Below are 19,829 nucleotides of genomic sequence, written 5' to 3' on the forward strand. Positions count from 1 at the left end.
GGTTGTGGTCGGCGATGTCGGTGGCGCGGTCCACAATGGTCCGCGTCAGTTCACCGGTCCAGCCGAACCACCTTCCGGTCCAGACGAAGGAGCGCCGCCGAGATGGCCCGCCGCACGACGAAGACCCCGCCGCCCGATGACGGTTTCGAGGAGCGCATCCTCGACATCGACGTCGTGGACGAGATGCAGGCCTCGTATCTTGAGTACGCCTACTCGGTCATCTACGCGCGCGCCCTGCCCGACGCCCGTGACGGCATGAAGCCGGTGCACCGCCGCATCGTCTACCAGATGAACGAGATGGGGCTGCGCCCCGACCGCGCGTTCGTCAAGTGCGCCCGGGTCGTCGGCGAGGTGATGGGCAAGCTGCACCCGCACGGCGACGCGTCGATCTACGACGCCATGGTGCGGATGGCGCAGCCGTTCTCGCAGCGCCTCCCGCTGGTCGACGGGCACGGCAACTTCGGTTCGCTGGACGACCTGCCGGCCGCGATGCGGTACACCGAGGCCCGGATGTCCGGCCCGGCGCAGCTGATGGTCGAGTCGATCGACGAGGACACCGTCGACTTCGCGCCCAACTACGACGGCCAGGAGCAGGAGCCCGCGGTCCTGCCGTCGGCGTATCCGAACCTGCTGGTCAACGGGGCGTCCGGGATCGCGGTCGGCATGGCCACCAACATGGCGCCGCACAACCTGGGCGAGGTCATCGCCGCCGCCCGGCACCTGATCCGCTATCCGAACGCCGACCTCGACGCCCTGATGCGGCACATCCCCGGCCCCGACCTGCCGACCGGCGGCCGGATCATCGGGCTGTCCGGCATCAGGGACGCCTACGAGACGGGCCGCGGCACCTTCAAGATCCGCGCGACGGTCTCGGTGGAGGACGTCACCGCGCGCCGCAAGGGCCTGGTCGTCACCGAACTGCCGTTCACGGTGGGCCCCGAGAAGGTCATCGCCAAGATCAAGGACATGGTCGGCGCGAAGAAGCTGCTGGGCATCGCCGACGTCAAGGACCTCACCGACCGCGAGCACGGCCTGCGGCTGGTCATCGAGATCAAGAACGGCTTCAACCCCGAGGCCGTGCTCGAACAGCTCTACAAGCTGACGCCGATGGAGGACTCCTTCGGCATCAACAACGTGGCCCTGGTCGACGGGCAGCCGCTCACCCTCGGCCTGCGCGAACTGCTCCAGGTCTACGTCGACCACCGCTTCGAGGTCGTCAGGCGGCGCAGCGAATTCCGCCGCACCAAGCGCCGCGACCGGCTGCACCTGGTGGACGGCCTGCTGGTGGCGCTCGTCGACATCGACGAGGTCATCGCGATCATCCGCGCCAGCGACAACGCGGCACAGGCCAAGGAGAGCCTCAAGGAGCGCTTCGGCCTGTCGGAGATCCAGACGCAGTACATCCTGGACACCCCGCTGCGCCGGCTGACCCGCTTCGACCGGATCGAGCTGGAGTCGGAGCGCGACCGGCTCACCGCCGAGATCGCCGAGCTGACCCGGATCCTCGACTCTGACGCGGAGCTGCGCAAGCTGGTGTCGGCGGAACTCGCGGCTGTGGCCAAGCAGTACGGCACCGAGCGCCGCACGGTGCTGCTGGAGTCGGCGGGCTCGCCGGTCTCCGCGGTGCCGCTGGAGGTCGCCGACGACCCCTGCCGGGTGCTGCTGTCCTCGACCGGGCTGCTGGCCCGCACCTCCAGGGGCGACGAGCCGGCCGACAGCGGGGGCCGGCGGGCCAAGCACGACGTGATCGTCTCCGCGGTGCCCTCCACGGCCCGGGCCGACATCGGCGCGGTCACCTCCTACGGTCGGCTGCTGCGGGTGACGGTGATCGACCTGCCGATGCTGCCGGACACCGCGGGGCCGCCGTCGCTGGCCGGCGGGGCGCCGCTGACCGAGTTCCTGGCGCTGGAGGACGGCGAGCGGGTGCTGTGCCTGACCACGCTCGACGAGTCCTCGCCCGGCCTGGCGCTGGGCACCGAGCAGGGCGTGGTCAAGCGCGTGGTGCCCGACTACCCGGCGAACAAGGACGGCCTGGAGGTCATCGGCCTGCGGGAGGGCGACACGGTGATCGGTGCGGTGGAGCTGCGCACCGGCGAGGAGGACCTGGTCTTCATCACCGACGACGCCCAACTGCTGCGCTATCCGGCCGCGCAGGTACGCCCGCAGGGCCGCCCGGCCGGCGGCATGGCCGGCGTCAAGCTCGCCGACGGCGCCAAGGTGATCTCCTTCACCGCGGTGGACCCGGCGGTGGACGCGGTGGTCTTCACGGTGGCCAAGGCCGAGGACACGCTGGACGGGGCGGGCGAGGGGACGGCGAAGCTGACGCCGTTCGAGCAGTATCCGCGCAAGGGCCGGGCCACCGGCGGGGTGCGCTGCCAGCGCTTCCTGCGCGGCGAGACGGGCCTGACGTTCGCCTGGGCGGGCGCTGCCCCGGCCCGCGCGGCGACCGCGACCGGCGCCCCCGCCGACCTCCCCCCGAAGGACCCGCGCCGCGACGGCTCCGGCGTCCCGCTGGCCAAGCCGGTGGCAGTGGTGGCGGGCCCGGCCTGACGGCCCCCCCAGGCCGGCGGTCCGGCCGTCGGACCGCCGGGTGCCGTCGTCGGGGCCACCCCTGCTCAGGGGGGCGCTCTGACCGCGACGCGCCGTCCGGGGCGCCCGGGCTCCGAGGGTCACACGCCCTCCGGAGCTCCCGGCACCCGGCGGCCACGTGCCGTCCGCAGCGCCCGGGGTCCGAGGGCCACGCGCCGTCCGGGGCGCCCGGCGCCCAGCGTCGGCGGGGCCGTCCGGGTGAGGGTGGGCCGGCACGGCTAGGCTCGCCTGCGTGAGTACCTGTACGACGGCGTCGGCGGAGCTCGGCGAACCGGTGGCAGCCACCGCCGCCACCGCCAGGACCTGGCTGCTGATCGAGCAGCCGGGGCCGTGGGGGCGCAAGGCGCTGACCGGGAGCCGGCTCGACCCGGCGGTCGGCCGGGCGCTGGACCGGGCCGCCGACGGCACCGGCGTGCGCGTCGCCCTGATCCGAAGGCCGGGCCGGCACGCCGACCTGCACACCGCGGCCAGGCGCCGCGTCTTCCTCGGCCACACCGCCCCGGGCGACGCCTGGATCCGTACCGACACGCTCGCCGACGCTGCGGACCTGGCGGAGCTGGACTTCGCGGCGCTGGGCGCGGGTTCGCACGGCGGCTTCGGCACCGCCCATGTGGGCCCGCCGCTGGCGCTGGTGTGCACCAACGGCAGGCGGGACCGCTGCTGCGCGGTGCACGGGCGGCCGCTGGCCGCCGAACTGGCCGCCTCCGGCGGCGCCGACGCCTGGGAGATCACCCACCTGGGCGGCCACCGCTTCTCCCCCACCATGCTGGTGCTTCCCTACGGCTACACCTACGGCCGGGTGGACGGCCGGCTCGCCAAGAACGTCCTGGAGGCGGCCCGCACCGGCCGCGTCGTCCTCGACGGCTGCCGCGGCCGGTCCGCCTGGGACCGCCCGGGGCAGGCGGCCGACCTGGCCGTACGCGCCCTCGCGGGCGTCGACCTGGAGGGCGCGCTGACCGTGCGGCGTACGGTCGCGGAACCGGACGGCGGCAGCTGGTCCGTCCTGGTCGCCCACACCGACGGCAGGGCCTGGGACGTGACGGTGACGCGGAGCGCGGCGCAGCCGCCGCGCCCGGAGAGCTGCGACGGCCCGCTCGGCACCCCGGCCCGGCTGACCGCGACCGCGGTCAGCGCGGTCGGCTGACGTCCCCGCCGTATCCCACCGGGCCGCGGGGCTACACCGCTCCCGCCCCGGTGAGCGAGCGGACCTCCGTCTCGGCGAAGCGCCCGGGGTCGGCGGGCTCGGGCGAGAGCACCGTGCCGAGCCATCCGGCCAGGAAGCCCAGCGGGATCGAGATCAGGCCCGGATTCTCCAGCGGGAAGACGTGGAAGTCGACGCCGGGGAAGAGCGCGTCCGGCCGCCCCGACATCACCGGCGACAGCACGACGAGCAGCAGCGCCGGGATCAGCCCGCCGTAGATCGCCCACACCGAGCCCCGGGTGGTGAACCGCCGCCAGAACAGCGAATACAGCAGCGCCGGCAGGTTCGCCGACGCCGCCACCGCGAAGGCGAGGCCGACCAGGAAGGCGATGTTCTGGTCCTGCGCCAGCAGGCTCAGCGCGATGGCCGCCGCACCGATGCCCACCGCCGCGAAGCGCGCCACCCGCACCTCGTCCTGCTCCATGGTGACCTCGGCCTGCTCCCGCCGCCCGTGCCTGCCGAGCGGCCGGCGCAGCGCCGTGTAGAGGTCGTGCGCCACCGAGGCCGACGAGGCCAGGGTGATCCCGGCCACCACCGCCAGGATCGTCGCGAAGGCGACCGCGCCGACCACGGCGAACAGCACGGTGCCCCAGGTCGTCCCGGCTCCGCCGCCCAGCGCCTCGGCGAGCAGCGGCACCGCCGTGTTGCCCGCCGCGTTGGACGACCGGACCGTGCCGGACCCGACGACCGCCGCGGCGCCGAAGCCGAGCACGATCGTCATCAGGTAGAACGCCCCGATCAGCCCGATCGCCCACACCACCGACCGGCGGGCCGACCGGGCTGTCGGCACCGTGTAGAAGCGCGACAGGATGTGCGGCAGCCCCGCCGTGCCCAGCACGAGCGCCAGCCCGAGGCTGATGAAGTCCAGCCGCGACGTCCAGCTCCCGCCGTACTTCAGCCCTGGCGCGAGGAAGGACTCCCCGTGCCCGCTGCCGGTGGCCGCCGAGTGCAGCAGGTCGTCGATGTTGCCGTGGAAGCGGACCAGCACCATCACGGTGAGCATCACCGTGCCGCTGATCAGCAGCACGGTCTTGACGATCTGGATCCAGGTGGTGGCCCGCATGCCGCCGAAGGAGACGTAGAACACCATCAGCGCCCCGACCCCGATCACCGCCCAGGTCCTGGCCGCCGTGCCCTGACCGCCGATCAGCAGGCCGACCAGGCTGCCCGCGCCGACCATCTGCGCCACCAGGTAGAGCACCGACACCACGACGGACGAGGTGCCCGCCGCGATCCGCACCGGCCGCTCCCGCATCCGCGCCGACAGCACGTCGGCCAGCGTGTAGCGCCCGCAGTTGCGCACCAGTTCCGCGACGAGCATGAGCACCACCAGCCACGCCACCAGGAAGCCGACGGAGTAGAGCATCCCGTCGTAGCCGAAGAGCGCGATCAGGCCCGAGATACCGAGGAAGGACGCCGCCGACATGTAGTCGCCCGCGATCGCGAAGCCGTTCTCCATCGGGGAGAACATCCGGCCGCCCGCGAAGAACTCCTCCGACGAGCTGCGCCGCCGCCCCGCCCACGCGGTGATCGCCAGCGTCACCGACACGAACACCGTGAACAGCACCACGGCCAGGCCCTGGTGCTCTCCCGCCGAATCCGCCAGATACCGGCCGGCCATCATCCGCCCGCCGGTCAACGGACCCGCTCCTGTCCGGTCCTGGTCGCCAGCGTCCACCGCAGGTCCAGCGCCGCCCGGTCCCTGCGCAGCCGCGCGTGTCTGACGTAGGCCCAGGTCAGCAGGAACGTCGTGGCGAACTGCGCGAGCCCCGCGACCATCGCCACATTCACCTCGCCCGTGACCTGGCGCGCCATCAGCCCCGGCGCGGTGGTGGCCAGCACGACGTAGAGCAGATACCACGCCACGAAGGCGGCGGCCACGGGGAAGACGAACCCGCGATACCGGCCTCTCACCTCCTGGAACGCCGCGCTGTGCTGCACCTCCTGGAAAACCGCCCCCCGGTCCCCGGCCGCCCCCGCGGCAGCCGGTGGCACCGCGACCGGTGGCGCGGCGGGCGCCTCCTGATCGGGCACCCAGAGCCCTGCACCTCCGGCATCCCGCCAGGGGTCGTCCACCCGCAGCGCCAGTGGGTCGCCGCCGTCGTGCTTGTCCACCGAACTCTCCTCGTTCCACGGCCGGATGGGCCGTGTGCCCAATCATGGACAGAGCGGGAAGATCCTGGTCCAACAAGCCGAAACCTTCACCCCATCAGGTGAAGTGGCGTCAGTGGGCTCATCCGACCAGCTGAGCACGGTCACGACTCCCTCCAGGCGGGCCTGGTCAGAGGAGCTGCTGGCCGCCGTCGATGTCGTACGTCGCCCCGGTGATCGCGTCGTTGCACATCAGGTGGACGGCCAGGGCGGCGATGTCGGCCGGGCCCACCACCCGGCGGATCGGCAGCGTGGTGCGCAGTTCCTCGCGCCGGGCGTCGAGCTTGTCGCCCAGCAGCGCGGCCGACAGGGGCGTGTCGACGAAGCCCGCGGCGATCAGGTTCACCCGGATCGGCGCCAGTTCCAGCGCCAGATTCGCGGTGAGCGCGGGCAGTGACGCGGTGAGCGCGCCCATGACGCTCATGCCGACGCCGGGCCGCCGGCCACCGGTGCCGCCGATGAAGATGAGCGTGCCGCCGGCACGCACCTTGTCACGGCTGCAGAGCGCCACCCCGAGCGTCATGGCCATCCGCTCGCCGACATCCCGGCGAACGGCGGCGAGGTCCATCCCCTCAAGCGGCATGTACGACGGCTGGCCTGCGGTGACCATCACGTGGTCGACCGTCCCCGGCAGCTCCTCGAAGAACCGCTGCAGGCGGTCGGGATCGGTGGCGTCGAAGGCGGCCGTGCTGACCGGACGGAGCTCCTCCGCGGCCTTCCGCAACCGCTCGGGATTGCGGCCGACCATGACCAGCTGGCCGCCGCGCGCCCGTACCTGGCGTGCGGTCTCCAGGCCCATCCCGGCGCTGGCGCCGATCACCACGACGGTCTGACCGGCGAGGTCCCCTTCGCCGTTACTCCCGGCGGCGGACTCGTCGGTCATGACGGGGCACCGGCGCCGACGACGCCCATGCCGCGCGAGCCGTCCCTTGCGATGTACGCCATCGCCTACCTCCCGTTCTCGGTGCGTTCCTCCCGATTGTCAGGTCCCGGCACCCGGGGCGCCCGCCGGCCGCACCCGTCCGGGCTGTCGCCGGCCGACGCGGCCGGCAGCTCGCGATGACGACGCCACCGGCGGTCAGGATCACCTCGGAGACGTCGAACTGGTCGGCCGGAAGCCGCCGGCCCCCTACCCTCGCGACGGCCTCGTCCCCGCTCCCGGCAGCCGGAAGCGGCCACGGCCGGCGATCGACGGCAGGTTTTACCAAACGGTCTACCACTTGTTTTTCCTGGTCAGATAGCTTTCAAGGAGTCCATTGAGCGTCGTATGCGGACCCGCACGGCATGACCGGCCGGGTCCGTGCGGAGGGGTGTGCCATGAGCCTGATCAACCTTGCGGAGACCGCGGCCGGCCTGCCGGAAGCGTGGGACTCCCGGAGCCTTGGCCTGGTGGGGACCAGTTGCGTGAAGGTGCTGCGCATGGACGAACGCCCGGTCAAGGAGGAGACCCACGCTGTGGCCGAGGCCCTGCTGGTCCTCGAAGGGCGGCTGGAACTCGACGTGAAGGGCGAGCCGATCGTGGTCGGGGCGGGCGAGCTCTACATGATGCCGGCGCGAACCCCGCACACGGTCCGCCCCGGGAGCCACGGCACGTTGGTGATCGTCGAGGTACCGGAGGACTAGGGCCGACTATACCGCCCCCGGCTCGGCCTCCAGCGGCACCCGGCTCTTCGACCCGCCCTCGGACGGGCCGGGGCCGTCCATCTGCCTCCAGCTGGGGAAGACGGCCGGGCTGAGAGTGGCCAGGAGATAGACGCAGCCGGCCACCAGCATCGTGCTGAACAGACCGGCGGAATCCACGAAGAATCCGGCGGCGAGCCCGCCCAGCGGAGTGACCACCAGGACCGAGGCGGTGGTCACGCTCAGCACGCGGCTGCGCAGCTCGTCGGGCACCGTCTCGTAGACCACCGTGGCCAGGATGGGGTTCAGCACGCCGAAGGCGAGGCCCTCGATCGCCATCGTCACGGCCAGCGGCGCCGCGGTGCCGGTGCAGGCGGCGACCAGGAAGCGGGGCATGCCGCCGACGAGGAAGGCGACGGTGAACACCGGCCACCGCCGGAAGCGCCCGGCCACGCTCCCGTAGACCAGCGCCCCGGTGAGCGCGCTGACCGAGAACAGCGCGTTGAGCAGGCCCAGATCGGTGGAGCCGCCCCAGTGCTCGCGAACGTGCACCGGCAGGAGCACCACGCTCCAGCCCTGGTCGAGACCCTTCGTGACCAGGGTCATGAGGCAGATGCCGAGGAGAAGCGGCGTGGCGAGCACGTATCGGTAGCCCACCCGCAGCTCACGGCGGTACGCGCGCGGCAACGCCGGACCGTGCCGCTTGCGCGGCTGGGCCTCGGCCACGCCCCGCAGGCCGAACGCGAGGAGCGAGGCCGACACGGCGAACGTCGCGGCGTCCAGCAACAGGACGTTCTGCGCCCCCAGGAGGGCGATGAGCACACCGCCGACGGCAGATCCGATCATCCCCGCACACCGTGACGCGCCGTCGTACCAGGCCGCGGCCCTCCCCAGCGGCATCCCCGCGGACTCGGCGAGCGTGGGCAGCAGCACCCCGCGGGCAGTCTCGCCGGGCGCGTGGCACAGCCCGGTGACGGCCATCAGCCCGCACAGCATCCAGAACCGCAGCACCCCGGCGGACTCCAGCACCGGAACCGCCCCGACCACCACCCCGCAGACAAGATCCGACGCGACCCCGACCCGCCGCCGCCCCACCCGGTCGATGACCGGCCCGCCGACAACCGCGGACAGCACCACAGGCAGCATCGTGCAGAAAGCGACGACCCCGGCTTTGCCCGCACTTCCGGTGCTCTGCAGCACGAACCACGGCACACCCATCCCGGTGAGCGCGTTCCCGCTGATGGACACGACGTTGGCGGCAAGCACGGCGGCGAGGGGGCGGCGATTGCCGGCCAAGAGCAGCTCCGAGAGGGCGCGGACATCACGACGCGGCGCATCCTGACACGGCAACGGTCCGCGGGGCACGGCAATATTGGCCGCCGTGACGCGGTCAAGCGTCGCCGCCGCGGGCGCTCCGCCGGCCACCAACGAGCACCGCATGTCTTCCAGCCGGGGCGACCCGCTCGTGCGGTCGGCAGGGCATGTCGGCCTGGCAAGGAGACTCATCAGCTCATCCCATTGAGCAACCGCCTACGCTCTCTCCATGCAGCGCAGTGACGTTACGCGGCACGACGGCACCTGGGTGGGCCTGTCCCTGGATGTGCGGGAGCGCCGCCAGCCGGGCCTCTGCGTGTTCAGTGCTGGGCAGCAACTGCTGGTCTCCCAACTGTCGCGTCCCGTACTGCTCGCGGTTGTCGACGAGGACCTCCAAGGCGTCGACTTCTGGCGCACCGACGAGTACCGCTCCTTCGTCCCGCCGTTGCGCGCCGATATGGGGCGCGCCCTCGCGGGCAGCCCGGAACGGTGGGCTCACCGCTTCGCGCAGTACCTCATCGACGCGCCGGACAGCCCGCTCCACGAGGGCCGATGGCTCCTGTCGTGCGAGAGCCCGCTCCAGCGCTGGCGCCCTGCTGGCACTTCGCATGCCGAGTACTGGAGCTCGATGGTTGTCGACGGCCACCCCGACGGCTACCTCGACTGGTTCTTCCATTCCGGCTCGTGGGAGGTCCTTCCCCTACGCCCGATGCCCGATACCGACGACAGCCGGGTCAAGGCGTACCGCAAGCAGGCCCGTGAAGGGACGCTTCCGCCGGTCCTCCTGTGGTGGGTCAGTGGGCTGGACTGCCATCTGATCCTGGACGGTCACGCGCGGCTCACCGCGGCGATCGCCGAGTCCCTCGAGCCTCCGTTGCTGCAGTTGCACCGTACGGTGCCGCACGACGACCTGGCCGCGCGGACCGAGGAGGCCGTGAGCTTCTACGAGTGCGAACTGGCACGCTTCGCAGGACTCCGTACCGTCCACGGCCCCACCGTCCCGGACGGTGCCGCCACCGCCGGCCCGCAGCTCGCCCGCCTCCTCCACGGCCTGAACACCGCGGAACAGCCGACCTGGGCCTGGCCCCTGCCCGGCGGGGAGGTCCGGTGGCGTCGCATCGCACACGAGGTGACGGCCGGCCGAGGCTGGCCGGCCTCGGCGGCGACAGCCCCACCAAAGACGGGACATAACGACCTCTGAACCCTCGGGCCTGTTTGCTCAGTCGGTCTCCATCGGATTTTCCTCCGGAGTGATCTCCAGGAAGAGGTCCTGGTCGTCGTCCTCGAGCGCCCCGGCATCGGCGTCGGCGTCCTCGACGGCGGACTGGCTGCTCTGCGAGTCGAGCGACTCGCTCGCGGACTGGGTGAGCGTATTGCGGTGGGACACGGTCGACTTGATGACGGTCTCCCGCAGTTTCGTCGAGGTCAGGGGCGGGGCGTCCAGCGATGCGGCGGTGGCGTGCTGGACCAGACCGGGTTCGAGGTCCGTCCCGTTGATGAGACCTTGCGCCTCCTCGCAGACGGCCATGATCCCGAGAGACTGGGCGACCCGCTGCAGGCCCTGGTAGGTCGTGGTGTCCCACAGGCCTCCTGGACGGGGGTTGAAGGAGACGTCGTAGCCGTACTCCCGCGCCAGGCGCAGCGTCACCCAGCAGACGGTGCAGGGCCGTTTGCCGCCGGCCACGGACGATCTGCCCCGGTGGCTCGCCAGGATCGCGGCGTGGAGAAGGTTCTGTTCTGCATGGGCGGTGAGCCCCTTGTTCGGTTGCCCGTTGACCGCGATGAAGCGCCCGTCCGACGCGGCGCCGGTGATCAGCGCGATGACGTGAGGGGGCCTCGGGGTGGCGTTGGCGGGTGTTCCCCCGTCGATGATCTTCTTGGCGGCCGGCTGAGTCATCACCTTGTGCAGAGTCGCCAGGATCGCTCTGACGGCTTCGGCTTGTGCCGGCGCCATCGTGCAGTCCACCTGGAGCTGGACCAGGCGCTTGACCCCTGCGGCTTCAGCCGAGTCGCCAGGGAGCTCGGAGGGAGAGGTGGTCAGGCCCAGTGCCTTCACAAGGCTGCTCAGCTTGACGGCCTTGCGTTGCGCCCATGGATCCTTCACCTCTTTGCCCGGCCTGGTCAGCACGGTGGCGAGGTCGTATCCCAGCAGCGTTGTGACAGTGCGCTGCTCGTTGGCGCTGATCAGGATCCGGCCGTTGATGGCCATGGCCTCGATCTCTTTGGTGCCGCTCTTCTCGGAGGTGCCGACGTGGTTGATCAGAGCCTGCGAAAGATGGTTGAGCAGCTGCAGGTCCCGAGTCGCGGCCTTCGACGCCGGGCCGACAAGGTGTCCGTCCTCATACCAGGCACCCGCTTGCCCGTTGCCTGGACGTTTGAACGCCGGTGACTTGACGATCTCGCTCAGGCCGGTTTTCACCGCCGCGGCCGCCAGCTTCGAGGGGTCACCCGGGGCCTTCACGCCGACAGCGGTTTCCACTCTGGGGAAGAGGGCGTAGGCCGCCTGCCGGGTCAGGATCCGCACATCGTCATCGCTTTCGGCACGCAGCCGTGTGACCAAGCGTGTCGCCTGCTGGTCGACGTACTCCTTCACCGGTGCGTGGAGAGCAGCGGGCAGGACGTCCACCAGCACGACGTCTTGCTCCTCGGAGCTGCTGTCGTCCGCGTCCGACACCGCACCTGACGGAACGTCCGTGGCGGGAGTCCCACTGAGCAGGTCATCCGAAGACGCTGCCCTCTCCGTCTTCGCGCGCTTCGGCGGCCCGCCCAACTGGTCCCCGGCCTTGCGCTTGTCGCCGAACACGATGATCCCCCCGGATGCGAACACTGTGGACCGTGACCGGCCCGCCCCGATTCCCAGCAGACAGAGTGTCAGCGAAAGGCTGCGGGGGCCACCTTTCGAGCGGTCGAGCGTCGTGGGCGAGCGGCACCGCATGAGTGGGCGACTCGGCGATCGTTTCCCGCAAGCGAGCGCCGGCTCCGGTCACGACATCCGCCACGTGTCCTCGTCGGTGAGCTTCTCGGCCAGATCCTGCAACGCCTGCAAAGTCCCCAAGTTGGCGATCCGGCTGGAGAGCACGTCCTCGTCGGTGATGAGCTGTTCGCGCCACTGCAGGACGGGTTCCAGCGGCACGGAGCCGATGACGGCGGTGTAGCCGACGCCGCAGTCGGCGGCTAGCCGGTCGAGGTCCTGGTCACACTTGCGCATCCATGCGGACTGGGTGGCGGGCACCCGCGACCACGGCGGCGTCTCGGGGTCGGGCACAGCCACCCGTACGAAGCGAAGGCTCCCGCGCAGTTTCTCGACATCGTGGCCGCGAGCGTAGCCGCCGGCGAGGATGCCGCGCGGGCCGAAGGCGAGCCCGGAGGCAGCGATCACGTGCTGCCGGGTCCAACGGTGATAGACGAGCCACCGGGCCTCGACGCCTTGCAGTTCGGGCCGTGCGGTGACCTCGAGCGCCATCTCGACGGCGTAGCTGCGCCCTGCGCTGAGGTCGACCATCACCACGTCGAATTCGCTGTCGAGCCGCAGGAACAGGTCGATGCAGCGGCTCACCATGTCCTTGACCAGGGCGAACTCGCCACCATTGCGCTCGCCCGGCAACAGGACGAGGTTGCCGGAGGCGGCGGGCTGGAGACGGAGCACCTCGTGCTCGGTGTGTGCCCAGACATCCAGCCGGACGGGCACGTCGGCCTTCCCCTGGAGGTAGGAGTGAAGGCCGCCATGGTGGTCGGTGCCGCCCACCGCGCTCCGTATGCCGAAGAGTGCGGCCGCGGTGGGCGAGCCGAAGTCGAAGTCCAGGTAGCAGACATCGTCCCCCGCCAGCGCACGGCGGAAGGCGACGTTGGCGCTGGTGACCGAGCGGCCAGTGCCGCCCTTGTCCGAAGCGGCGAAGACGAGCACAGCTCACACTCCCCGGGAGGCGGTGTGCCTGGCCAGTGCCAGGCTGTCCAACTCACCGAGGACGTCCATGGTGAGGGCCATCGCGGTGCCGGGCTGCCGGTCGATGATCCCGCGCGCCCGGGCGAGTTTGACCTCGATGGACCTGAGCGCCACGCCACGGGAGGCGTCCTGGCCCGAGGTGGGTTCGAGCTGCTCGTTGCCGAGCAGGTGGGTCGCCTCGCTGAGCAGCGAGGAGGCGTGACTGGCCAGTTCGGTACTGCGGATCGGCGGCTGGCTGAACAACTGTCGGCCGGCCACCATGCACTCGACGACCCGTTCGGTGATGTTCCAGGACGGCGGTCTCTGAGGGGCCGACATCCCCGGGTAGACGGCCTGGACGTCGTCCCACAGCCCGGCGCCCTCTCCGTCGCGGATCCGCCGCCTCCAGACGTGGTCGAAGATGCGCTCGGCAAGCGTCAGCAGCCGGTCGTGGGAGGACGTGTTCCGCGAGAGTATGGAGAGCTGGATGCTCCGTTTGAGCAACTGGGCCGAGAAGTCGCCGACGGTCCACTGCATCGGGGTGCCGGTGTCGCCGCTGCCCTGGAGCGGCAACCGCACGCCTGGGGTGTGCAGGCCGATCGCCTTGTCCTCGACAGTCGGCCGGCTGCTGATCCGGCCGCGCTCGGCGAGCCGCTCCATCACCGTGACCGTACGGGTGAGGTCGTCGTCGGTCGCGCGGCGGCTCACCAGGTCATGGACCAGGATGGAGACGACTGCGAGTGAGAAGTACTCCGACTCGAGGCGCTCTCCGCTGGTTCGCCAGGGAATGTCCTCCAGCGGCCAGGCAGCGTCGCCGAAGCGGGCGATGCCGGACCAGAACTGCCGAGTGATCTCCCACCGCAGGCGTAACGCTTCGGCGAGCCGTTGCTGTTCGGGCGTGAGCAGACCGAGCGTCAGGGTGCGTTCGGAGAACAGGTCCTGGATGCCGTCGAGGGCGACAACCGTGAAGTAGAGGTACGGGATCGGCCGGGCGACGCCGTCGGGCTGCGGGCCGATCGACTCGGTGGTCTCGACCGGTGGGGAGTCCTTCACCAGGCCCCAGGCCCACCCGCATTCGAAGAGCTGGCTCTCGTCCCCGAGACGGTCTGCGGTGTCGATGCCGAGTACGAAGCTCTCGCTGATGGTGGCGCGCAGTGCCTCGAAGCGGCGATGGAACCGCTCCACGACGACGCGGTCGGAGAGATGCCCTTGGCCGAGGACGCCGCACATCGTGCGGCCCTGCGGTTCTTCGGGGCCGAAGACGTTGACAGTGAAGGAGCGCAGCAAGCTCACCATGGCCGCGGTGAGCCGGGTCTCGGCGGCGACCCGGACCTCCTCGATCAGCGCGCGCATCTCGCCGCGCCGGGTCGTGCTCTGGTAGACCTTGAGGAAGCCGAGGGTGGCCAGGCACAAGGTGATCGACATCGAGAACGAGTCGACGACGTCGAGCTGGCGCTGCTCCTCGCTGAGCTCCCGGCCGGGGTCGCACGCGTCGAAGGAGTAACCGCCCGCAAAGCTTGGGCGCTTGTCCGGTGTCGTGTAGGTGCGCATGAACTCGCCGAGGACGCGTACCAGCTTCGCGGGGAGCTCCACTCGCCCGCCGACGCCCTTCAGCGCGGTCAGCACATCGCGTTCGACGGTGTCCGGGTCGTCAAGCCGGAAGCTGGGGATTTCCGTGGCCGGATACATCAGGCACAGCAGCCGCTCGGCGTCGGCGACGCTGCTGCGACCTCCCCATTCACCCCAAGCCCATTCGCCATCCTCAAACGAATGACGTGAAACAGCCTGCCAGATATCCAGCAAATGCCGGCGTGGCTTGATCCGCATCCCCCACCCCTTGCTCGGGTGTCCCCTGCCGAGACCGCAAGCATATCCACGGCCGAACTTCCTGCGGACCCGCAGGACCAGTCGTCCTTCAGCACATTCGTACCGGTGGTTGCGTACAGACTCCGGTATCGCGCGGGGCCACATCATCCGCACGCGGTGATCATTCCCGATGGCCAGCGTGGCCCCCGACGGCGTTTTCGACTGTCCTGCGGACTGTTTGCGGACCGCGCCACGCGGACTGACGCCTACGCCACGGTCCTACCGCTGCAGCGCCCTGCCTGGCCATGGCAGGCGCCGAACGTAGGGCACCTCCCACACATTGCGTCAGCGTCGTCAGAGCAGCCAGGGGCCGAGCAGACAGAACGCGACGGCGGCCAGTCCCGAAAGTGCGAAGACGGCACCCGCGCACAGCAGCATGAACATGAAGAAGGCAAGGAAGACGAGCCCCCCAGTGGACACCGCCACGTCCTTCTCCTCGCTCGCCACAAGCCAGACGTGCCGGATCGGCAGTGCGGCCAGGTCGGGGGTCTTCCCGCAGTTCCTGCGCCAGTACACCTCCCGACTCTCTCCGGTCTGCACCTGGTAGACCTGCTCGAAGTCCCCGTGGTAGTCCCGGTGGGGCTCCGTACGCACGTAGCGTGCCGGTACGCGGCGGGCCCGGCGCAGGGGCTTCTCCGACCGGAATTCGGGCACCGCGACCACCATCCCGGCGGCGAACATCCAGAGGATCGGACAGATCCAGAGCAGAGCGAGGTCCAGCCACATGCCCCGGACCGCAAATGCGGCGGCGGCGTAGGCGATCAGCAGCCCGCCCGCTGCCCAGGCCGACCGGGACACCAACTGCGCCCGGGTGAACCGCTCCCGCAGACGCGGCCGGGGCGGCGCGTCCCAGGGCTTGGAGTCCGTGTCGGTCGCGCCTTCCGGCCCGTCCTCAAGCGGCTGATCCCTCGGTGCGGCGTCCATGCTTCCCCCATGCCTCGGCGACCTGGACCAGAGTATGCCCGGGCTCGATCGGCTTCGGCGGAGAGCCGAGGTCAAGGCTTCCAGTTCATACCGGCGTCAAATTTAGATGTTCAGCGTCGTGGCCGCGTTGGTAAGGCTGAGGCGCTCGGAGAGGGTCTTTACGGACTCGCCGTGCTTGATGGGCAGGCCGGCGTAATGGTGCCGCAAGGCGCGCGGCCGGCCCACCTGTGGCCCGAGTCCGAAGAACGGACCCGGGCCGCCGTCGACAAGGCCTACGCGGACCGCCCCGAAGAGGGCGACGCAGAGGCCCGCGCGGCGGCCTGAACAACCCCCAGAACTGACGTGACGTCAGTTCCCTTGCAGACTGTGTGCGGACTGCAAAGGGTCCCCGAGTCCGCTCGACTACAAAGCCGCAGGTCAGACGTCGATTTTCGAGCGGTCGAGCGTCGTGGCCGAGTTGGTGATGAACTCCTTGCGGGGGGCGACCTCGTTGCCCATCAGCAGGTCGAAGGCCTGCTCAGCGGCCTCGATGTCGCTGATGTTGATGCGGCGCAGCGTGCGGTGGCGCGGGTCCATCGTCGTTTCGGCCAGCTGGTTGGCGTCCATCTCGCCGAGGCCCTTGTAGCGCTGGATGCCGTCCTTGTAGCGGACGTTGCGGCGCTGGAGGTCGAGCAGGGTCTGGCGCAGTTCGCTGTCGGAGTAGGTGTAGATGTATTTGTCCTGGCCCTTCTTGGGCTGGACGAGTTCGATGCGGTGCAGCGGGGGGACGGCGGAGAAGACCCGGCCCTGTTCCACCATCGGGCGCATGTAGCGCTGGAAGAGGGTCAGCAGCAGGCAGCGGATGTGGGCGCCGTCGACGTCGGCGTCGGCCAGGAAGATCACCTTGCCGTAGCGCGCCTGGTCGATGTCGAAGGTGCGGCCCGAGCCGGCTCCTATCACCTGGATGATCGCGCCGCATTCGGCGTTCTTGAGCATGTCGGAGACCGACGACTTCTGGGTGTTGAGGATCTTGCCGCGGATGGGCAGCAGGGCCTGGAACTCGGAGTTGCGGGCCAGCTTGGCGGTGCCGAGGGCCGAGTCGCCCTCCACGATGAACAGTTCGCTGCGGTCCACGTCGTCGCTGCGGCAGTCGGCGAGCTTGGCCGGCAGCGAGGAGGTCTCCAGCGCCGTCTTCCTGCGCTGCGCCTCCTTGTGCTGGCGGGCGGCGATCCGGGTCCTGGCGGCGGCGACGGCCTTCTCCAGCACGGCGCGGGCCTGGGCCTTGGCGTCCCGCTTGGTGGAGGTCAGGAATTCCTTCAGCTCCTTGGCGACCACCGTCGAGACGATCCGGTTGGCGGCCGAGGTGCCGAGCACCTCCTTGGTCTGCCCCTCGAACTGCGGCTCGGCGAGCCGTACGGTGACGACGGCCGTCAGGCCCTCCATGGCGTCGTCCTTGACGATGTCGTCCTCGGCGACCCGCAGCAGCTTGGCGGCCCGCAGCGCTTCGTTCATCGTCCTGGCGACGGAGCGCTCGAAGCCCGTCACATGGGTGCCGCCCTTGGGCGTGGCGATGATGTTGACGAAGGACCTGACCGTGGTGTCGTATCCGGTGCCCCAGCGCAGTGCGATGTCGACGCCGAGCTCGCGGGTGACCTCGGTCGGGGTCATGTGGCCGCGGTCGTCCAGGACCGGCACGGTCTCCTTGAACGTGCCGGTGCCGGTGAGGCGCAGGACGTCGCAGATCGGCTTGTCGGGGGCCAGGAACTCGCAGAACTCGCTGATGCCGCCGTCGAAGTGGAAGGTCTCCTCGACCGGCTTGTCCGACTCCAGGCCGCGCTCGTCGCGCACCACGATGGTCAGTCCGGGGACGAGGAAGGCGGTCTGCCGGGCGCGCTGGTGCAGGTGGTCGAGCGAGAGCTTGGCGTCCTTGAGGAAGATCTGCCGGTCCGCCCAGTACCGCACCCGGGTGCCGGTGCGGGTGCGGGGGATCTTCTTGGCCTTCGTGACGCCGCTGGCGGGGTCGAAGGGGGCGTCGGGGCCGGCTCCCTTGAACACGCCGGGGACCCCGCGGCGGAAGCTGATGGCGTGGGTGTGGCCGCTCCTGTCGACCTCGACGTCGAGACGGGCCGACAGGGCGTTCACCACGGACGCGCCGACGCCGTGCAGGCCGCCGGAGGCCGCGTAGGAGCCACCACCGAACTTGCCGCCGGCGTGCAGCTTGGTCATGACGACCTCGACGCCGGACAGGCCGGTCTTGGGCTCGACGTCCACCGGGATGCCGCGGCCGTTGTCCCGGACCTCGATGGAGGCGTCCTCGCGGAGGATCACCTCGATGTGGTCGCAGTGGCCGCCCAGCGCCTCGTCCACCGAGTTGTCGATGATCTCCCAGACGCAGTGCATCAGACCGCGGCTGTCCGTGGAGCCGATGTACATGCCGGGCCGTTTGCGTACCGCCTCAAGCCCCTCGAGAACGAGCAGGTGCCGCGCGGTGTAGCTGGAGCCGTCGCGATCTGCGCCCGTCAGCAGCGCGGAGGACGGCACGGATGTTTCGGCGGTCACGCGGACAACTCCTCGGTCTGGACGGCCTGAAGGTCTTCGGCCGTGTCGGTGAGAGGGTACCGAGGTCGGGGGGAGCGGCCACGCCGCCACCCGGTATCCAAGCGCTCATCGTAGTCGTTTTCGAGCATGTGTTCGATCACCCGCGCGAGTGATACACATGTCACGTTCCCAAAGACGCATGAACCATTTAGGCTCCGGGCACGTCCTCACCAACACCCCGGCAAGCCGGTCGGGGCCAAGCCAGGACAAGCACTGCAAAAGCCCCACAAGCGACATCCGACGCAAGAACTCCTATTCGCCGCCAATCGGTCACACCCAGTCACCCCGAGGCCCGTTTTTGAGGAAAAGTCGTCAGCGGGAACGTTTTCGGCCTGGTTGGATGTTGACCCTGGTACGACAGCTCGTCGAGCTAGAGAAGAGGCGACGTGACTACTGTTCTGACCCCCGCGAGTCCGCTGACTGCGGCAGACCGCTGTGACCGTTGCGGCGCTCAGGCCTACCTGCGTGTCGTGCTCATCAGTGGCGGAGAGCTGCTCTTCTGCGCACACCATGGACGCAAGTTCGAGCCGGAACTCAAGAAGATCGCTGCGGAAATACAGGACGAGACCGGACGGCTCACCGACCCCCCGGCGTCGGCGGGAGACGACGAGCGCTGACACATCGCACCAGCGACTAGCTCGGACCCGCGGGCGGACGGACCCCAGCAGGGGGTGTCCGCCCGCAGGCCTTCCGTCACATGTGCTGGGCCACCAGCCCCGACACCGCGGAGACGCGCGTGTAGACCCCGGGAAAGCCCGCTTCGGCGCACCCCGTCCCCCACGAGACCAGGCCGATCAGCCGGCCGTCCGCGACCAGCGGACCACCGCTGTCGCCCTGGCAGGCGTCCTTGCCGCCGCCTGACACCCCGGCGCAGAGCATGGACGCACGCAGATACGTACCGTCGGCGTTGCCCGGATACGCCTGCTCGCACACCGTGTCGGCCATGACGTCGACGGTGGCCGTCCGCAGCGACTTCGGGTACGCGCCCTGCCCCGTCGTGTCGCCCCAGCCGTACACCTGCGCCTGCGTTCCCGCCGCATAGGGGGCGGTGTCCGCGGGTCCCGCCATCGGGATGACCGCGCCGTCGGGCAGCGCCTGCGGCAGCGTGATCACCGCGACGTCGCCGGCGTTGGTGGTGGGGTCGAAGTCCGGGTTCACCCACACATCGGACAGCGGCAGCTCCTCCCCGGTCGTACCGCTGAGGTCCGTGCGCCCGGCGATGACCCGCAGGTCCGGCAGCTTCCGCCAGTCCGTGACGCCGAGCGCCTCCTCGCCGAAGCAATGTGCGGCGGTGACGACCGTACGCGGCCCGACCGACACACCGCCGCAGAACTGCCCCGATCTGCCGGATCCGAAACGCTCCCGGCTGCCGAGCGCCACCACCCATGGTTCGCTGTCGGTGCTGGTGGGCGCGCCGCCGACCACGACTCCGTCGGCGGCGGCCGGAGCCGCGGGCGCCGCCAGGGGGACGGCGAGCGCCGGCAGCAGGGCCGCCACGGCTATCACTGCACGGCGGCCGCCCATGGCACGACGGAGCAGACGGGCGGGGATGGGGACATGCATACGGCCTCCTGACCCTGTGAATCACTCTGGACACCCAGAGTCATCGATAGGGCCGGAGGCCGCATCCGCAGAGATCCGCCGCCCCGCGCAGCGGGGCGGCGG

16 protein-coding genes are annotated in these 19,829 nt (G+C 70.5%); 6 read left to right on the forward strand and 10 right to left on the reverse strand.

Annotated features, from left to right (window positions below; all coding sequences use genetic code 11):
- Positions 1-102 precede the first annotated feature (102 nt).
- Both OG702_RS09055 and OG702_RS09060 read left to right on the forward strand, forming a co-directional pair.
- Positions 103-2,550 (forward strand): DNA gyrase/topoisomerase IV subunit A, encoded by a 2,448-nt coding sequence (locus OG702_RS09055; RefSeq protein ID WP_327288327.1) that lies wholly within the window; start codon positions 103-105, stop codon positions 2,548-2,550.
- 271 nt (positions 2,551-2,821) lie between these two features.
- A complete protein-coding gene (locus OG702_RS09060) occupies positions 2,822-3,733 on the forward strand; it encodes a sucrase ferredoxin (RefSeq protein ID WP_327288328.1) in 912 nt (303 codons plus the stop codon).
- A gap of 31 nt (positions 3,734-3,764) precedes the next feature.
- Here the strand turns inward: OG702_RS09060 and OG702_RS09065 are convergent, their stop codons facing one another.
- The 3 genes from OG702_RS09065 to OG702_RS09075 form a co-directional block, all read right to left on the reverse strand.
- Positions 3,765-5,411: a solute symporter family protein gene (locus OG702_RS09065; protein ID WP_327293156.1), complete on the reverse strand. Its 1,647-nt coding sequence runs from the start codon at positions 5,409-5,411 to the stop codon at positions 3,765-3,767.
- A gap of 14 nt (positions 5,412-5,425) precedes the next feature.
- A complete protein-coding gene (locus OG702_RS09070) occupies positions 5,426-5,905 on the reverse strand; it encodes a DUF485 domain-containing protein (RefSeq protein ID WP_327288329.1) in 480 nt (159 codons plus the stop codon).
- Between the two features lie 166 nt (positions 5,906-6,071).
- Positions 6,072-6,824, reverse strand: coding sequence for an SDR family oxidoreductase (locus tag OG702_RS09075; protein WP_327288330.1), 753 nt, complete (start codon positions 6,822-6,824; stop codon positions 6,072-6,074).
- Positions 6,825-7,258: 434 nt separating this feature from the next.
- On the opposite strand from OG702_RS09075, the gene OG702_RS09080 reads away from it, so the two are divergent.
- Entirely contained in the window at positions 7,259-7,564 is a 306-nt protein-coding gene (locus OG702_RS09080; protein ID WP_327288331.1) for a cupin domain-containing protein, read from the forward strand.
- Positions 7,565-7,570: 6 nt separating this feature from the next.
- Here OG702_RS09080 and OG702_RS09085 read toward each other — a convergent pair whose 3' ends face one another.
- Positions 7,571-8,857 (reverse strand): MFS transporter, encoded by a 1,287-nt coding sequence (locus OG702_RS09085; protein ID WP_327288332.1) that lies wholly within the window; start codon positions 8,855-8,857, stop codon positions 7,571-7,573.
- Positions 8,858-9,104: 247 nt separating this feature from the next.
- Between OG702_RS09085 and OG702_RS09090 the strand changes: the two genes are divergently transcribed.
- Entirely contained in the window at positions 9,105-10,076 is a 972-nt protein-coding gene (locus OG702_RS09090; RefSeq protein WP_327288333.1) for a hypothetical protein, read from the forward strand.
- A gap of 18 nt (positions 10,077-10,094) precedes the next feature.
- Here OG702_RS09090 and OG702_RS09095 read toward each other — a convergent pair whose 3' ends face one another.
- The 4 genes from OG702_RS09095 to OG702_RS09110 all read right to left on the reverse strand — a co-directional run bounded on the left by OG702_RS09095 (position 10,095) and on the right by OG702_RS09110 (position 15,587).
- On the reverse strand, positions 10,095-11,678 hold the full coding sequence (locus OG702_RS09095; RefSeq protein ID WP_327288334.1) for a hypothetical protein: 1,584 nt from the start codon (positions 11,676-11,678) through the stop codon (positions 10,095-10,097).
- Between the two features lie 180 nt (positions 11,679-11,858).
- On the reverse strand, positions 11,859-12,779 hold the full coding sequence (locus OG702_RS09100; RefSeq protein WP_327288335.1) for an SCO2523 family variant P-loop protein: 921 nt from the start codon (positions 12,777-12,779) through the stop codon (positions 11,859-11,861).
- Positions 12,780-12,782: 3 nt separating this feature from the next.
- Positions 12,783-14,624 (reverse strand): SCO2524 family protein, encoded by a 1,842-nt coding sequence (locus OG702_RS09105; RefSeq protein WP_327288336.1) that lies wholly within the window; start codon positions 14,622-14,624, stop codon positions 12,783-12,785.
- Positions 14,625-14,957: 333 nt separating this feature from the next.
- Entirely contained in the window at positions 14,958-15,587 is a 630-nt protein-coding gene (locus OG702_RS09110) for a hypothetical protein (RefSeq protein ID WP_327288337.1), read from the reverse strand.
- Between the two features lie 171 nt (positions 15,588-15,758).
- Between OG702_RS09110 and OG702_RS09115 the strand changes: the two genes are divergently transcribed.
- Positions 15,759-15,911, forward strand: coding sequence for a hypothetical protein (locus OG702_RS09115; RefSeq protein ID WP_327288338.1), 153 nt, complete (start codon positions 15,759-15,761; stop codon positions 15,909-15,911).
- A gap of 93 nt (positions 15,912-16,004) precedes the next feature.
- On the opposite strand, the gene OG702_RS09120 is transcribed toward OG702_RS09115, so the two are convergent.
- Entirely contained in the window at positions 16,005-18,125 is a 2,121-nt protein-coding gene (locus OG702_RS09120) for a DNA gyrase/topoisomerase IV subunit B (protein WP_327288339.1), read from the reverse strand.
- A 425-nt stretch (positions 18,126-18,550) separates the two neighbouring features.
- Here OG702_RS09120 and OG702_RS09125 point away from each other — a divergent pair, with 425 nt between their 5' ends.
- Positions 18,551-18,781, forward strand: a complete 231-nt coding sequence (locus tag OG702_RS09125; RefSeq protein ID WP_033173880.1) for a DUF7455 domain-containing protein — start codon at positions 18,551-18,553, stop codon at positions 18,779-18,781.
- A gap of 76 nt (positions 18,782-18,857) precedes the next feature.
- Here OG702_RS09125 and OG702_RS09130 read toward each other — a convergent pair whose 3' ends face one another.
- Positions 18,858-19,727, reverse strand: a complete 870-nt coding sequence (locus tag OG702_RS09130; protein ID WP_327288341.1) for a S1 family serine peptidase — start codon at positions 19,725-19,727, stop codon at positions 18,858-18,860.
- Positions 19,728-19,829 lie beyond the last annotated feature (102 nt).

It is taken from the genome of Streptomyces sp. NBC_01198 (assembly GCF_036010485.1).
GTDB lineage: Bacteria > Actinomycetota > Actinomycetes > Streptomycetales > Streptomycetaceae > Actinacidiphila.

What these genes read in the sequence shown, in the direction of transcription:
- OG702_RS09105 (WP_327288336.1), bottom strand. Translation starts at nt 14,624, where the DNA reads ATGCGGATCAAGCCACGCCGGCATTTGCTGGATATCTGGCAGGCTGTT.
- OG702_RS09130 (WP_327288341.1), bottom strand. Translation starts at nt 19,727, where the DNA reads ATGCATGTCCCCATCCCCGCCCGTCTGCTCCGTCGTGCCATGGGCGGC.
- OG702_RS09075 (WP_327288330.1), bottom strand. Translation starts at nt 6,824, where the DNA reads ATGACCGACGAGTCCGCCGCCGGGAGTAACGGCGAAGGGGACCTCGCC.
- OG702_RS09090 (WP_327288333.1), top strand. Translation starts at nt 9,105, where the DNA reads ATGCAGCGCAGTGACGTTACGCGGCACGACGGCACCTGGGTGGGCCTG.
- OG702_RS09110 (WP_327288337.1), bottom strand. Translation starts at nt 15,587, where the DNA reads ATGGACGCCGCACCGAGGGATCAGCCGCTTGAGGACGGGCCGGAAGGC.
- OG702_RS09080 (WP_327288331.1), top strand. Translation starts at nt 7,259, where the DNA reads ATGAGCCTGATCAACCTTGCGGAGACCGCGGCCGGCCTGCCGGAAGCG.
- OG702_RS09055 (WP_327288327.1), top strand. Translation starts at nt 103, where the DNA reads ATGGCCCGCCGCACGACGAAGACCCCGCCGCCCGATGACGGTTTCGAG.
- OG702_RS09065 (WP_327293156.1), bottom strand. Translation starts at nt 5,411, where the DNA reads ATGGCCGGCCGGTATCTGGCGGATTCGGCGGGAGAGCACCAGGGCCTG.